Annotated in this window: 11 protein-coding genes and 1 pseudogene; 8 read left to right on the top strand and 4 right to left on the bottom strand. The window is 67.4% G+C overall.

Annotated features, from left to right (window positions below; all coding sequences use genetic code 11):
• Nucleotide 1 precedes the first annotated feature (1 nt).
• Nucleotides 2-1129, top strand: a complete 1128-nt coding sequence (locus JI752_RS03005) for an inorganic phosphate transporter (RefSeq protein ID WP_216958968.1) — start codon at nt 2-4, stop codon at nt 1127-1129.
• 153 nt (nt 1130-1282) lie between these two features.
• On the opposite strand, the gene JI752_RS03000 is transcribed toward JI752_RS03005, so the two are convergent.
• On the bottom strand, nt 1283-1693 hold the full coding sequence (locus JI752_RS03000) for a hypothetical protein (RefSeq protein WP_216958965.1): 411 nt from the start codon (nt 1691-1693) through the stop codon (nt 1283-1285).
• 38 nt (nt 1694-1731) lie between these two features.
• Here JI752_RS03000 and JI752_RS02995 point away from each other — a divergent pair.
• Both JI752_RS02995 and JI752_RS02990 read left to right on the top strand, forming a co-directional pair.
• Nucleotides 1732-2073, top strand: a pseudogene (locus JI752_RS02995) (MGMT family protein); the annotation flags it as partial.
• A gap of 196 nt (nt 2074-2269) precedes the next feature.
• Nucleotides 2270-2926 (top strand): rhomboid family intramembrane serine protease, encoded by a 657-nt coding sequence (locus tag JI752_RS02990; protein WP_216958959.1) that lies wholly within the window; start codon nt 2270-2272, stop codon nt 2924-2926.
• A 52-nt stretch (nt 2927-2978) separates the two neighbouring features.
• On the opposite strand, the gene JI752_RS02985 is transcribed toward JI752_RS02990, so the two are convergent.
• Both JI752_RS02985 and JI752_RS02980 read right to left on the bottom strand, forming a co-directional pair.
• Nucleotides 2979-4982, bottom strand: coding sequence for a M13 family metallopeptidase (locus JI752_RS02985; RefSeq protein ID WP_216958956.1), 2004 nt, complete (start codon nt 4980-4982; stop codon nt 2979-2981).
• A 240-nt stretch (nt 4983-5222) separates the two neighbouring features.
• The gene (locus JI752_RS02980) at nt 5223-7394 is read right to left on the bottom strand and encodes a M13-type metalloendopeptidase (protein WP_216958953.1); all 2172 of its coding nucleotides are present in this window, start codon (nt 7392-7394) and stop codon (nt 5223-5225) included.
• Between the two features lie 195 nt (nt 7395-7589).
• Here JI752_RS02980 and JI752_RS02975 point away from each other — a divergent pair, with 195 nt between their 5' ends.
• The 5 genes from JI752_RS02975 to JI752_RS02955 all read left to right on the top strand — a co-directional run bounded on the left by JI752_RS02975 (nt 7590) and on the right by JI752_RS02955 (nt 12147).
• Nucleotides 7590-8678: a hypothetical protein gene (locus JI752_RS02975; protein WP_216958950.1), complete on the top strand. Its 1089-nt coding sequence runs from the start codon at nt 7590-7592 to the stop codon at nt 8676-8678.
• Between the two features lie 85 nt (nt 8679-8763).
• Nucleotides 8764-9879 (top strand): alpha/beta hydrolase, encoded by a 1116-nt coding sequence (locus tag JI752_RS02970; RefSeq protein ID WP_216958947.1) that lies wholly within the window; start codon nt 8764-8766, stop codon nt 9877-9879.
• Nucleotides 9880-9905: 26 nt separating this feature from the next.
• Nucleotides 9906-10229: a thioredoxin family protein gene (locus JI752_RS02965; protein ID WP_216958945.1), complete on the top strand. Its 324-nt coding sequence runs from the start codon at nt 9906-9908 to the stop codon at nt 10227-10229.
• A 156-nt stretch (nt 10230-10385) separates the two neighbouring features.
• Nucleotides 10386-10703, top strand: a complete 318-nt coding sequence (locus tag JI752_RS02960) for a hypothetical protein (protein ID WP_216958942.1) — start codon at nt 10386-10388, stop codon at nt 10701-10703.
• Between the two features lie 55 nt (nt 10704-10758).
• Complete coding sequence (locus JI752_RS02955; RefSeq protein ID WP_216958939.1) at nt 10759-12147, top strand: MBL fold metallo-hydrolase; 1389 nt, start codon at nt 10759-10761, stop codon at nt 12145-12147.
• Nucleotides 12148-12195: 48 nt separating this feature from the next.
• Here the strand turns inward: JI752_RS02955 and JI752_RS02950 are convergent, their stop codons facing one another.
• On the bottom strand, nt 12196-14022 hold the full coding sequence (locus JI752_RS02950) for a monovalent cation:proton antiporter-2 (CPA2) family protein (protein ID WP_216958936.1): 1827 nt from the start codon (nt 14020-14022) through the stop codon (nt 12196-12198).
• Nucleotides 14023-14328: the final 306 nt, after the last annotated feature.

Genomic DNA, 14328 nt, shown 5'->3' with positions numbered 1-14328 from the left:
GATGCTGACCCTGGTCCTGGTCGTGGTGTTCGCGGCGCTCGCGTTCGAGTACATCAACGGCTTCCACGACACCGCCAACTCCATCGCGACCGTCGTCGCGACCAAGGTGCTCTCGCCGATGCAGGCGGTGGCACTGGCGGCGATCACCAACCTGCTCGGTGCGCTGTGGGGCACGGCCGTCGCCAAGACGATCGCCTCCGGCCTGCTCGACACGGGCGTGGTCGAAGTCACTTCGCAGCTGATCCTGTGCGCGCTGCTGGGCGCGATCGTGTGGAACCTGATCACGTGGTGGAAGGGCCTGCCGTCCTCGTCCTCGCACGCGCTGATCGGCGGTCTGTGCGGCGCGGCGGTGGCCGCGGCGAGCAACAACTGGCACTCGGTGATCTGGTCGCATCCGGCCGACCCCTGGTACAAGAGCGCCGGCGTGCTGTGGAAGGTCATCGTGCCGATGGTGTCCTCGCCGCTGCTGGGCTTCGCCGCCGGCTTCCTGGTGATGGGACTGCTGTTCGCGATCATTTCGTTCATGGCGCGTAGCGGCGGCTTCCTCGCGCGCATGGCGCGTCCGCGTTGGGTAAACGCGTTCTTCGGCAAAGCGCAGCTCGCCTCCGCCGCCGGCATGGGCTTCGCGCACGGCATGAACGATGCGCAGAAGACCATGGGCATCATCGCGCTGGCGCTGGTGGGGGCGCAGTCGGCGGGCACGCTGGACAACCTGCCGTCGTGGCTGGCATTCCTGCATCCCTCGAAGAACGCGCTGGAACACAACGACATCGACCTGTGGATCAAGCTGACGTGCGCCATCGTGATGGCCGCCGGCACCGCCGCGGGCGGCTGGCGCATCATCAAGACGCTCGGCCACAAGCTGGTGAAGCTGCATCCGATCAACGGCTTCGCCGCGGAAACCAGCGCGGCCTCGGTGATCATGGCGGCGTCCACGTTGGGTATTCCGGTCTCGACCACGCACAATATTTCGTCCGCGATCATGGGCGTGGGCACGGCCAAGCGCTTCAACGCCATCAAGTGGACCGTGGTGGAGAAGATGATCTGGGCGTGGATCCTGACGATTCCCGCCGCCGGCGGCATCGCGTATCTGTGCTTTGAGATGTTCCGGATGTTCGGCTGGGCGTGAGACGCCGGGATTCGAGATTGGAGATTCGTAAAAGCAAAAGCCCGCCATCGGCGGGCTTCTTGTTTGCATGATCCTGCGAATCCCGAATCCCGAATCCCGAATCCCGAATCCCGAATCCCGAATCCCGAATCCCGAATCCCGAATCCCGAAGAATCAGAACAGATCGCCACCCGCCGACAGCATCCGCTCCATGCGATCACCCAGGCCGCCGATCTCCAGCACCAGCCGATCGATCTCCGACGCATCCAGGCCGTCGTAGGGGCGGTTCTCGCACAGTTGCAGATGCGGCACGCCATCGAGGTCGCCGATGGCGAGGTAGCCCACGCGGCTCTGCCAGTTGAAGATCAGCGCCTTCTTCGCGTCCAGGCCGGTGATCGGCGCGACCGCGGTGCTGACGCGCAGGTAGGGACGACCGTCATCGTCGTCCAGTTCGGAGAGGAAGATCGCCTGGTGGCGCGTGCCGTGCTCGAGTGAGAGCTCGATGCACACGACGTCCACGTCATGATCGGTCAGGCGGAATTTCGCGGCCTGGAGGTGGCGGCGGATCGAGTCGAAGTTGCGCACGGGCGGCTCCTTCCGGGGGAAGCCGTTATGCTACCGCGATGAGCAAGTCGCCTGCCGACGAATCGCATCGACGTATTCTCGCCGCGATCCGCGCGATCCCCGCAGGCGAGGTTGCCGGCTACGGCGAGGTCGCGCGGCGCGCCGGATTGCCGGGCCGAGCGCGGCTCGTGGCGAGGCTGCTTGGGCAGAACGAGGATCCGGGCCTGCCGTGGCATCGGGTGCTGCGTTCGGACGGGCGCATCGCGTTTCCCGAAGGTTCGCGCGGATTCCGCGAGCAGAGCCAGCGCCTGCGCGCCGAAGGCGTGCGCATCGAGGGCGGCCGCGTGAAGGGCCAACGCGCCGCGGCGACGCTCGACGAACAAATGTGGGGCATGCCCACGCCCGCGCCCCGTGCGGCTGCGCGGCGCAGCGCGGCGGAAAAGCCCGCCAGGCCGGCCGCGAAGGCCGCTCCCAGGCGTCGCCAGGCCGGGCGCTGACCCGCTGGCCGAAGGCCGGAGCGTCCGGCAGCGCACGATCGTCCACACGCACCCGCGCGGCTTCGCGCCGGCTACCATGTAGCGCACCCGAGGAGTCGTGATGTTTTCCAACCTTCCCCCCGTCACCAAGGCCCTGCTGATCGCCAACGGACTGGTGTTCGTGCTGCAGCTCGCCATCGGCGACGTCGCGCTCGCGCAGTTCATGCTGTGGCCGCCGCACAACGATGCCGAGCTGTACGGCGTCGAGTTCATGCCGTGGCAGCTGATCACCTACGGCTTCATGCACGGCGGTTTCGCCCACCTGCTGTTCAACATGCTGGCGCTGGCGATGTTCGGCGCGCCGCTGGAGCACGTGTGGGGCGATCGCCGCTACCTGACGTATTACCTGGTCTGCATCGTCGGCGCGGCGCTGTGCCAGCTTGGAGTCGGTGTCTGGATGGTGTCGCAGGGCGGCGCCGCGTATCCGACCGTCGGCGCCTCCGGCGGCATCTTTGGACTGCTGCTGGCGTACGGCATGCTCTTCCCGAACCAGCGCGTGATGCTGCTGATTCCGCCGATCCCGATGAAGGCGCGCACGCTGGTCATCGTCTACGGCGCGATCGAGCTGCTGCTGGGCATCACCAACGCGATGCCGGGCGTGGCGCATTTCGCCCACCTGGGCGGCATGCTGTTCGGCTGGCTGCTGATCCGCTACTGGCGCGGGCAGCCGCCGTTCCGGCGCAAGGGTGGACCGCCGCGCATGCGCGTGGTGCGCTGAGGTCCAAGAACGCGCGCCGTCGCTTCGAGTACTGGACTGAAGCGAAGGCGGATTACGGAAACACTCTTATCTGCTGGTCCGCAGCCAGCTGCATCGGCGTGCCGGCCTTGCACGCGAACGCCTCTCCGAACGGCGCTTCGTTGCGCAATGGTCCATTCGTGCGCCATTGCCCGGGGGCATGCACGCTCGTGGCGGCGCGCTGCTGCGCGACCTCCGCCGTCATCCGCTGCGGCCACAACGAGGCCCAGCCCTTGTAGAGCGACTGTTGCGCGGTCTTCGCTGCCGAAGGCTCGGCCGCGCGGTGGGCCGAGGATGCGAGTTCCACGCCGATCAGATCGGCGATGTTCTCGTCCGCCGTCTGCGTGCCGTTGACGCGCGTGCCCTTCAGGTCCGGATAGTCGAAGCCCGAGTACTGCGCGGCGACGCGCTTGCTCAACGCGTCCCACGCCGAGGTTTCGGTCGGCGTCCACCAGTCGCGCAGTTCCTGCTTCGCATCGACGTAACGTCCGCGGTTGTCGAAACCGTGGCTGAGCTCGTGCCCGACCAGCGCGCCGTAGGAGCCATACAGCCACGCCGCGTCCTTGGAGGTGTCGAACACCGGCGGTTGCAGCATCGCGGCGGTCACGATCAAGCGGTTCTGCGTGATGTCGTAGGCCAGCGAAGGATCCTGCGGCAACACGTCCCAGCGACGGTCGGCGTTGCCGCGACCGATGCGCTTCATTTCCTCGCGATGGCGCCAGGTCGAGGCGATCAGCATGTTGCTGCCGAAACTGCCGCGACCCATCGGCTGCACGGTGTAGTCCAGATCGCGATTGGGCGTACCGACTTCGATCTTCAGCTTGTCGAGTTTCGCCTTGGCTTCGGCCTTCGTGGCGGGGCTGAAGCGCGTGTCGCGATCCAGTGCCTGGCCGAGCGCGTTACGGATCTGCGCGGCGATGTCTTCGGCGCGCTTGTCGGTGGCCGGAGAGTAGTAACGCGCGGCGTACTCGCGGCCCACCATCGGGCCGGCGGCGAGCGTGATCGCGTCGAGCACCTGCTGCGGTCGTGTCGGCGGGGCAGCGAGTCCGCGCAGCACACGGCCGCGGAATTCGAAGTCCGCATCGCGGAACGGCTTGGCCAGGTACGGCGCCATCGCATCGCCGACGCGCCAGCGCAGGTACGCCTTCCATTGCGCCGGCTTGAGACTGCCGACGAGGTTGTCCAGTTGCGAGAACAGTTGCGGGTTCGCCATCGACACGCGGTCGTCGGTCACGCCCTGGACCTTGAGGAAATCGCCCAGTTGCAGGCGCTTGTATTGCTTTGCCAGCGACTTGGTGTCGACCGGCGCGAAGTTCCGCCGCGGGTCGCGCAGGTCGACCAAGGACTTCGATGCGCTCGCGATGCGCGTCTCCAGATCCAGCACCGCCTGCGCATCGGTCTTGATCTGCGCCTGCGGCGTGCCGGTGAGTGCGAGGATCTGTTCGACGTAATTGCGATAGCGCCCCATCAGCGCCTGCGTGTCGGCGTCGTTGCGCGTGTAGTACGCCGGATCGGGAAGGCCGAGCCCGCCCTGTGCGAAGTAACCGATGTGGCGGTTCAGATCGTCCAGGTCGACATCGGCGCCGAAGTTGAACACCACCGGGATGCCCACCTGGTGCAGCGCGGCGATCGCGGGCGGAATGTCCTTGGCGCTCTTGATCGCGTCGATGCGCGCGAGCAGCGGCGCGATCGGCTGTGCACCATCGCGTTCCACCGCTGCTTCGTCCAGGCCGCTCGCCCAGAAATCGCCCAGCAGCTTCTGCACGTTGTTCTGCGGCGATTTCGATGCGGCGTCGAGCAGGTCCAGCTGCTGCTGGCGTGCTCGCGCGGCGAGTTGCTCCAGCGCCGACACCGAGCCCGACGCGGGCGGCGTCGTGTTGCTGCGCAGCCAGTCGGCATTGGCGTTGGCGTAGAAGTCGCTGCAGGCGGTCGCCGCGGCCGGCGCCTTGGGCTTGGTGGCGCGCTTCTTCTGGGCCTCGGCGTGGGGGATGGCGATCAGGCAGACGGCCAGAGCGCAGACGAGCGGACGAAGGTTCATGGCGGCTCCGTACCGGGGGAGGGCAAGGTGGCCGGAGTCTAGCAATGGACGTGTGAGGCGGGCCGTTCACGCGACATCGCCGCATTCACCGGCCTTTCCCTTCTCCCTGCGGTCGCCGAAGGGGCGAAGGAAGCGCGCGCGGCGGCCATCGCAGCTTCGGAAAAAAGAAGGCCCGGGGAGCCCGGGCCTTCGCGCGGCCGACGACGAGTGCGGCCGTGTCTTGCGCTTTGGCTTACACGATTACCAGATCACGACCTGCTTGTCGGCCTCGCGCACCATCGGCTGACCCGGCTTGCACGAGAACGCCGCGGCGAACGCCGGCAGGTTCGACGGCGCGCCGATCGCGCGGAACGTGGCGGGAGCGTGCTCGTCGGTGGCCAGGCGCAGCTTCAGCTCTTCCGGGGTGAAGTTGCGGCGCCACACGGTGCCCCAGTTGAGGAAGAAGCGCTGGTCGCGCGTCAGGCCGTCGGTCATCGGGTCCGGCTTGCCTTCGGTCGCCTTCTTCATGGCGTCGTAGGCCGTGGCCAGGCCACCGAGGTCGGCGATGTTCTCGCCCAGCGTCAGCTTGCCGTCGACCTTGCCGCCCGCGTCGGTGCGGTAGGTGTCGAACTGCTGCACGAGCTTTTCGGTGCGGCCGGAGAAGCCCTTGGAATCGGCGTCGGTCCACCAGTTCTCGAAGTTGCCGCTGGCACCGAAACGGCTGCCCTGGTCGTCGTAGCCGTGCGTCATCTCGTGGCCGATCACCGCGCCGATGCCGCCGTAGTTGGCCGCGTCATCCGCGTTCGGATCGAAGAACGGCGGCTGCAGGATCGCGGCCGGGAAGACGATCTCGTTCTGCAGCGGGTTGTAGTAGGCGTTCACCATCTGCGGCGGCATGCCCCATTCGGTGCGATCGACCGGCTTGCCGATCTTGCCCAGTTCCCACTTGTAGTTGAACTCGTTGGCGGCCAGCACGTTGCCGATGTAGCTGTCGCGGGTGGTGTCCAGGCCCGTCCAGTCGCGCCACTTGTCCGGGTAGCCGATCTTGGGGGTGAAGGCGGCCCACTTCTCCATCGCCTTCTTCTTGGTGTCGTCGCCCATCCACGCCAGGTGCTCGATGCGCGTCTTCAGCGACTCGGAGAGGTTCTTCACCAGCTCCTCCATGCGCGCCTTCGACTCCGGCGGGAAGGCCACCTTCACGTACATCTGGCCCAGCGCTTCGCCGGCCTCGCTCTCGATCACGTCGAGCACGCGCTTGCCGCGTTCCTTCAGTTCCTTCTGACCGCGCAGGGTCTTGTTGTAGAAGTTGAAGTTCTCTTCGACGAACGCATCCGACAGGTACGGCGAAGCCGAGTCGACGGTGTGGAAGCGCAGGTACGACTGCCACTGCTCGGCCGGTACGTCGGCGAGCATCTTGCTGACCTCCTGGTGGAAGGCCGGCATGGCGAGGGAGAACATCGCCGGCGTGGCGACGCCCTGCGATTCGAAGAACTTCGTCCACGGGAAGTTCGGCGCCAGCTTGTCGGCGTCGGCCGGGCTGATCGGGTTGTAGTACAGCGAGACGTCGCGCTGCAGCGTCTTCTTGTCGAGCGAGGCGCGCGCCAGGCGCGTCTCGAACGCGATCACGTCCTTGGCCTGCTTGGCGGCGTCGGCGGTGGGAATGCCGCTGAGTTCGAGCACCTTGGCGACGTGCTGCTCGTAGGCGGCCAGCTTGTCCTTCTTGTCGGCGTCGAAGTAGTACGGCTTGTCCGGCAGGCCCAGGCCGCCCTGCGAGGCGTAGGCGATGTTGTTCCGGGAATCCTTGAAATCCGCTTCCGGACCGAAGCCGAACAGCACGTTCTCGCCCTTCGCCGCGCTGGTGCGCAGGTAGTCGGCGATCTTTTCCTGGCTGTCGAGCGCGGCGATGGCGTCGAGCTGCGGCTTCAGCGGAGCGATGCCCTGCTGGTTGATCTTGGCCGCGTCCATGCCGGTGGCCCAGAAGTCGCCGACGATCTTTTCCACGCCCTTGGCGTTGGTGTCGGCGCCGGCCTGCTCGGCCAGCTGGCGCTGCACGGCGGTGGAGCGCTCATCGAGCATCTCGAACGCGCCCCACGAGGTGCGGTCGCCCGGGATGGCGTTGGCGGCGAGCCACTTGCCGTTGACGTAGCCACCGAAGTCATCGCAGGCGTTCTTGGTGGTGTCCAGGTCGGACGCGGCGAAGCGGTTCACGCCGGGGAGCTTGCCCTCGTCGAGCGTGTAGGCGGCCGGCTGCGCAGGTTTGGCGGCATCGGCGGCCGGTGCGGCGGCCTCTTCCTTCTTGCCGCACGCGGTCAGCGCGGCGACGACAGCCAGGGACAGAACGAGGACTTGCGGTTTCTTGAGGCTCACGGAGGGCTCCAGCCGGCAGGCATTGGTGAGTTGGGACAGGCCCCGGACCGGGGCACCGGGCGACATTAGACCCGATTGTCCCGAGCCGAGGGTGTCGAAGGTCACGATGACGGGGGCCTTGGGGTTTGTTCGTACAGCGGCGGGACACTCCCGCCCGGGACGGCCGATCCTGCAAAGCCCGTGGCCCGCACGGCCGTCCAATCCCGCCACCCTCGACCGGCCCACCATCGGCCCAATCGCAGGTTCCGCCGGAGGCTCCGCATGCACGCTTCGAACCCGATCCGCCGCCACGGTCTGTGGATGCTGCCCTGGCTGCTTGCGTGGGCAGGCCTGGCCGGCGCGGCCGACACCGGGCCCGTCCTCGTGCCGGTGGAGCACTTCATCGATCTGCCCGACGGCGTGCGCCAGCCCGAAGGCCTCGCCGTCGATCCGGCCACCGGCGAGATCTTCGTCAGCACCTTCGATGCGCGCGAGCCCGAAAGCGCGCGCAACAACCGTCTGCTGCGTTACTCCGCGCAAGGCCGGCTGCTGGCGAGCCGCGCGTTCGGCGCCACGCCTCTCACCGGCGTGGAGGTCCGCGACGGCCACGTCTACGTACTGAACTTCGGCGCTTCGAAACTCCAGCGACTTCCCGTGCGCTTCGATGCGGATACGCCGATCCAGGACGTGTTGTCGTTCAAGGCGCTCACGCCGCCGGAACCGAGCGCGCGCCAGATCGACAACCCCGACGGCAGTCGCGACGCCATCACCTTCGGCGCCAAGGGCTTTCCGGCGATCAACGGCATGGTGTTCGATCGCGCGGGCAACCTGTACGTCTCCGATTCCTTCCAGGGTGCGATCTATCGCATCGAGAAGGCCACGACCTGCGCGCCGTGCACGGTCGTGGCGATCTCGCGCGATCCGCTGCTGGGCACGACCGGCGCGCTGCCGTTCGGCGCCAACGGCCTGGCGTTCAATACGGACGAGTCGCGCATGTACATCAACAATGCCGGCGATGGTCGCGTGCTGCGCATGGACATGCCGTCGGGCCCCGTCAGCGTCCTGGCCGAGAGCGTCTACGGCGCCGACGGCCTGATCTTCCACGATGGCCTGCTGTGGGTGGCTTCCAACCAGACCGACACCGTGGTGGCGCTGGACGAAAACGGCCGCGTGCGCGTGCGCGCCGGCTCGTTCCAGGGGCTGCACGACGGCGCGCCGCGCGGGTTGCTGTTCCCGGCCGCCACGGCGGTGCAGGGCGAGTGGATGATCGTGGCCAATCTCGCGCTGCCGATCACGCCGATGAAGGGCGACGAATGGGAAGAGGACGTGACGCGCTGGACGCTGTCGCGATTCCGCATTCCGGCCCGGTGAACTTCGCGTCGCGGGACGACCGTCACTTGTCGCCGTGAGGACGGCTGCCTAAGCTCCGGCGTTCTTCGGACACCGGGGTTGGAACGTGAAGGGATTCCTGATTGCCGTGCTGATTGCTGCGAGCGCCGCCACGAGCGTGCACGCACAGACCTGCCGCGACACCGCCGCCTACGAGCCGGCGCGCAAGATCGTGGCCGACCTGGGCCGCATCGTCGCGCCCAACGGCGTGCAGGAGTCGTACAAGGTCGCCCTCAACGGCGTGGAGCAATGGGTGAACGTGCGCGGCCAGGACCGCGCCAACCCGATCATCCTGTTCGTGCACGGCGGCCCGGCCTCGCCACTGACGCCGACGCTGTGGCAGTTCCAGCGCCCGCTGGAGGAGTACTTCACGATGGTGACGTACGACCAGCGCGGCGCGGGCAGGACCTTCGTTGCCAACGACGAGGCCCGGGTCGCCGACACCATCCACATTCCCAACTTCGTCGACGACGTGATCGCGATGGCGCAGGACGTACGCAAGCGTTACGGCAAGCGCAAGCTCATCCTGATGGGGCACAGCTGGGGCACGATCATCTCCATGCAGGCGGCGCTGAAGCGGCCGGATCTGTTCCATGCCTACATCGGCGTGGGCCAGGTCATCAACGTGCGCGAGAACGAACGCATCAGCTTCGACTACGCCATGGCCACCGCGAAGGCCAAGGGCAACGCCGAGGCGGTGCGCGAGATGGAGGCCATCGCGCCGTATCCGGGCGACCAGCCGATCACGCGCGAGCGCATCATCGCCGCACGCAAGTGGGCGCAGTACTACGGCGGCCTCACCGCGTACCGTGACGAATCCACTTACTTCTATCGCGCGCCGTTGCTCTCGCCGGAGTACACCGACGCCGAACGCTGCGCGGTGGACGGCGGGAACGTGTTCACGCTGGGGCGCATCCTGCCGGAATTCCTGAAGGTCGACATGTCCGGCGTGCGCGACTTTCCGATTCCCGTGCTGATGTTCATGGGACGCCACGACTACACCACGCCTTCCGAGCCCACCGATGCATGGCTGAAGCAGGTCAGGGCGCCATACAAGCAGGGCGTGTGGTTCGAGAACGCCTCGCACATGATCCCGTGGGAGGAGCCCGGCAAGCTGCTGTTGAGCCTGGTGCACTACGCGCGCCCGCTCGCGCAGGACGGCGCGAGCGTCACGGCGAAGTAACGCACCATCGCGTCTGCTTGCGCCCGATGAGCTACGTGCGCACCTACACCGACGACGAACCCGCACGCGCGCAGGTCGATGCCTGGGCCGGCGTGTCGGTGCTGGAATTCGGCACGAACTGGTGCGGCTACTGCACCGGCGCGCAGCCGTTCATCGAGGCGGTGCTCGCGCCGCGCGACGACGTTCGCCACGTCAAGGTCGAAGACGGTCCCGGTCGTCCGCTCGGGCGTTCGTACCGGGTGAAGTTGTGGCCGACGCTGATCGTGCTCCGCGATGGCGAAGAGGTCGCGCGCATCGTGCGTCCTTCGCACGCGGACGAAATCCGCCAGGCGCTCGACGCCATCGAATGAGGCGCGCCGCGCGCGTGCATGCCTTCGTTGATGCGGAGGCTGAACCGTCGCCATCGCGCCATCCTTCGTCACGCACATCTCACGCCGGATTGCACGTTGGAATCACGCGCGCTCACCAAGACTTCCACCGTCACGTCCCACACCACGGAGCGCACGATGGACAGCACCGTCGCCAACGCGGCCTACAACGCCAACACCTTCCTGTGGTTCTGCATCTTCGCCTTCGGCCTGATCCTGTCGATCCTGTGGATCCTGGTGCCGTTCGCGGTGTTCGGCATCAAGGGCTTGTTGCGCCGCATCGCGCGCAGCCTGGAGGCGATCGAGAAGCAGAACGTCGATCTGCTTGCGGCCTGGAGGGAATACCCGCGTGATCCGCGCGACTATGGTTGGCCCGCGGAGAGCGTGGTCTATCGCGATGTCCGCGCCGACGGGACGGTCGTGCGCGAAGAACGCATCGTGCCGCCTGCGTCCTGAGGCATGCCGTACGCCGTGGTAGCTTGGTCGCGGTTACAACGCGACGAGGCGAAACATGCGTGTGCATTTTCACGGGGCAGCCGGTGAAGTCACCGGCTCGCTGCATGAAGTCGAGGCGGCCGGACGGCGCGTGCTGCTCGACTGCGGGATGATCCAGGGAAGTCCCGAGGCCGAGCGCCGCAATACCGAGCCGTTTCCGTTCGAACCGGCGGCCATCGATGCGCTGGTCATCAGCCACGCGCATATCGACCACATCGGCCGCGTGCCGCTGCTGGTCGCGCGCGGTTTTCGCGGACCGATCTTCGCGCAGGAGGCGACCGCCGACCTCATGCCGGTGATGCTGATGGACGCCGCGTCCATTTCGGAGGGCGAGGCGGAGCGTCACAACCGCTACCGCCACGACGGCGAACCGCAGGCGCTGCCGCTGTTCACGCGCGAGGACGTGCAGTCGGCGATGGCGTTGGTGCGCCCGCTGCGCTATGACACGCGCACGCAGATCCTGCCGGGAGTCGAACTCACGTTCCGCGAGGCCGGACATATCCTCGGTTCCTCCAGCGTCGAGCTGGAAGCGGACGGTCGCAGGTTGCTCTTTTCCGGCGACCTGGGGCCGAAGGGCACGCCGATCCTGCGCGACCCCGCCCCGATCGACCGCGCCGACCTGGTGCTGATGGAGTCGACGTACGGGGATCGACTGCACCGCGATCGCGCCGAGACGATCCGCGAACTGGGCACCATCCTCGACACGGCCTGGCGCGAAGGCGGCAACGTGCTGATCCCGGCCTTCGCCGTGGGGCGCAGCCAGGAATTGCTGTACTGGTTCGCGCGCCACTGGGACGAATGGAACCTGGCGCGCTGGAGCATCTTCCTGGACAGCCCCATGGCGCAGAAGGTGGTGGCGATCTACGACCGCCATGCCGACCTCTTCGACGAGGATGCGCAGCGCGTGTGGCGCGACAAGCCCACGCCGTTCCGTCTGCCCAATCTGCATTTCACGCAGACGCGCGATGAGTCCATGGCGATCAACCGGATCGAGCGCGGGGCGATCGTGATCGCCGGCTCCGGCATGGCGAACGCAGGGCGGATCCTGCATCACTTCCGCCATCGCCTGGACCGGCGCCAGACGCATGTGGTGTTCGTCGGTTACCAGGCCGAAGGCACGCTCGGCCGGCGGTTGGTCGATGGTGCGCGTTGGGTGCGCATCCATGGACACGATGTGCGCGTGAACGCGCAGCGACATACGGTCGGCGGGCTTTCGGCGCATACCGATCAGCGCGGTTTGATGGCCTGGTATGGCGCCATCGCCGGCGGCGAGGGCATCGCGCATCCGCCATTGGCGCTGGTGCACGGCGAGGATCGCGCGCGCGAAGCGCTGGCCGGCGAGATCGGCGATGCCTGGGGCATGCACGCCACGCTGGCGCGGCCGGGCTTGACGTTGCAGGTGTGAGGCGCGCATCCCGGCACGTGTGCCGGGATGCAATGCGGGCGCGCGCGATCAGGACGGTTCGCGCGTCGCCTCCGCGGTTTCCGCGGTAAGGGGCGTGGCCGCATGCCGAGGACGGGTGAACGGCGTCGGCGTCGGCCCGTGCGCCACGTTGCCGATGAGGAGCCTCGTGCCCGCGCGCAGGCCTTCGGACAACTCCAACTGCACGCGTTCGGCATCGCGACGGCGGACGTCCTCGACGATCTCCAGCGCGTCCTCCTTCGGCACGCCGAGCTGGCACAGCGCGGCATGGCCGAACTTCATCGCCGACTCGAACGTCTCGCGCACCTGCACGTCGACGCCGGCATTGATCAGCTCCAACGAATGCTCGCGATCGTAGGAACGCACCAACAGCCGGGCCTGGCTGAATTCCGCCTTGGCCACTTCGACGATGCGGTTGGCGGCATCCTTGTTGTCGATGCACACCGCGATCACCTGCGCGGTATGCGCACCGGACGCACGCAGCACGTCCAGGCGCGTGCCATCGCCGTAGTAGATCTTGAATCCGAAGGTGCTGGCGCTGCGGATCATCTCCACGTCGTTGTCGATGATGGTCACGTCCACGCCGCGCGCGAGCAGCGACTGGCTGACCACCTGGCCAAACCGGCCGAAACCGATCATCAGCACGCTGCCGCTCAGGCCGTCGGCGACATCGACATCGTCCCCCAGCGTGACCTCGTCGCGTTTCAACCACGGCCGCACGGCCAGCGTCACCAGCGGCGTCAGCGCCATCGACAGCACGACGATGGCGGTGAGGTTGGCGTTCTGCGTCGCCGCGATGACGCCGCTGGCGGCGGCGGTGGAGTACAGGACGAAGGCGAACTCGCCGCCCTGCGCCATCAGCGTGGCGCGCTCGAGGGCTTCGTGATGGCTGGAATCCAACAGTCGCGCGACCGCATAGATGCACAGCGCCTTGACCACCATCATCGCGAGCACGGCGCCGAGGATCTGCACCCAGTTCTCGCGCACCACGGCCAGGTCCAGTGCCATGCCCACGCCGAGGAAGAACAGCCCCAACAGCAGCCCGCGGAAGGGTTCGACGTCGGCCTCAAGCTGATGGCGGAAGGTGGATTCGGAAAGCAGCACGCCGGCCAGGAAGGCGCCCATCGCCATCGACAACCCGCCCAACTGCATCAGCAGCGCCGAACCGAGCACGACCAGCAGCGCGGCGGCGGTCATCACTTCGCGCGCCCGGGCCGCTGCGAGCAGCCGGAACAGCGGGTTCAGCAGCCAGATGCCCGCCGCCACCAGCGCGGCCAGCACGCCGGCGCCTATGCCTATCGAGGCCCAGCGCGAGGTGTCGGCGCTCGGCTCGGCGGGGGACAGCAGCGCCACCAGCACCAGCAGGGGCACGATCAGCAGGTCCTCGAACAGCAGCACGGACACGATCTTCTGGCCCGGGGGCAGGGCGATGTCGCCACGCTCGGCCAGCAGCTGCATCACGATGGCCGTGGAGGTCAGCACGAAGCCCATCGCGCCGATGAAGGCGACCACCGGCGCATAGCCGAACAACAGGCCCACGCCGGTCAGGGCGGCGGTGCAGGCGACGATCTGCAGGGTGCCCAGCCCGAAGATCTGCTTGCGCAGGCTCCATAGATGCGAGGGGCGCATTTCCAGGCCGATCAGGAACAGGAACATGACCACGCCCAGCTCGGCGACGTGCAGGATCGCCTGCGGGTCGGAGAACCAGCCCAGGCCGAAGGGGCCGATCACCAGCCCGGCGGCCAGGTATCCCAGCACCGAGCCCAGCCCCAGGCGCCTGAACACGGGCACCGCCACCACGGCCGCCCCAAGCAGGGCCACCACCTTGACCAGATCGTTCGACCCCACATCCGCCATCGTTCGTCCTCATTCCATATGAATCGCACCGGCCCGCGCAGCCTACATGGGTGGCGGGACCGGCCGCTTTCGCGTAGAGTCCGCCCCGTTCAGCGCACGGCTGCCTCCCCCGCAAGGGTACGTTTCCCAGGTATGCCCGCCGTGGACCGCATTGCGGTTCGAGCAAACGGCTTCTATCCCGCACGTCTTTCGTAGCGCAGACACGGCCCGGAGCATCCGGTCGCCGGCCAACACGATCACCGCCGGCGCGGTTCAGGGAACGCCGGGGGCATCACGCGACGTTTCGTCCGTGCCTGCTGCGTTCAG

Origin of the sequence: Lysobacter sp. MMG2 (assembly GCF_016735495.2) — a bacterium.
Taxonomy (GTDB): Bacteria; Pseudomonadota; Gammaproteobacteria; order Xanthomonadales; family Xanthomonadaceae; genus Lysobacter_J.
Note: the sequence above shows the minus strand (reverse complement) of the source record. Positions and strands in the feature narration are given on the sequence as shown.

Coding starts and splice junctions, on each gene's coding strand:
- JI752_RS03005 (WP_216958968.1), top strand. CDS start 2: ATGCTGACCCTGGTCCTGGTCGTGGTGTTCGCGGCGCTCGCGTTCGAG.
- JI752_RS02965 (WP_216958945.1), top strand. CDS start 9,906: ATGAGCTACGTGCGCACCTACACCGACGACGAACCCGCACGCGCGCAG.
- JI752_RS02990 (WP_216958959.1), top strand. CDS start 2,270: ATGTTTTCCAACCTTCCCCCCGTCACCAAGGCCCTGCTGATCGCCAAC.
- JI752_RS02960 (WP_216958942.1), top strand. CDS start 10,386: ATGGACAGCACCGTCGCCAACGCGGCCTACAACGCCAACACCTTCCTG.
- JI752_RS02950 (WP_216958936.1), bottom strand. CDS start 14,022: ATGGCGGATGTGGGGTCGAACGATCTGGTCAAGGTGGTGGCCCTGCTT.
- JI752_RS02955 (WP_216958939.1), top strand. CDS start 10,759: ATGCGTGTGCATTTTCACGGGGCAGCCGGTGAAGTCACCGGCTCGCTG.
- JI752_RS02975 (WP_216958950.1), top strand. CDS start 7,590: ATGCACGCTTCGAACCCGATCCGCCGCCACGGTCTGTGGATGCTGCCC.
- JI752_RS02980 (WP_216958953.1), bottom strand. CDS start 7,394: ATGTCGCCCGGTGCCCCGGTCCGGGGCCTGTCCCAACTCACCAATGCC.
- JI752_RS02985 (WP_216958956.1), bottom strand. CDS start 4,982: ATGAACCTTCGTCCGCTCGTCTGCGCTCTGGCCGTCTGCCTGATCGCC.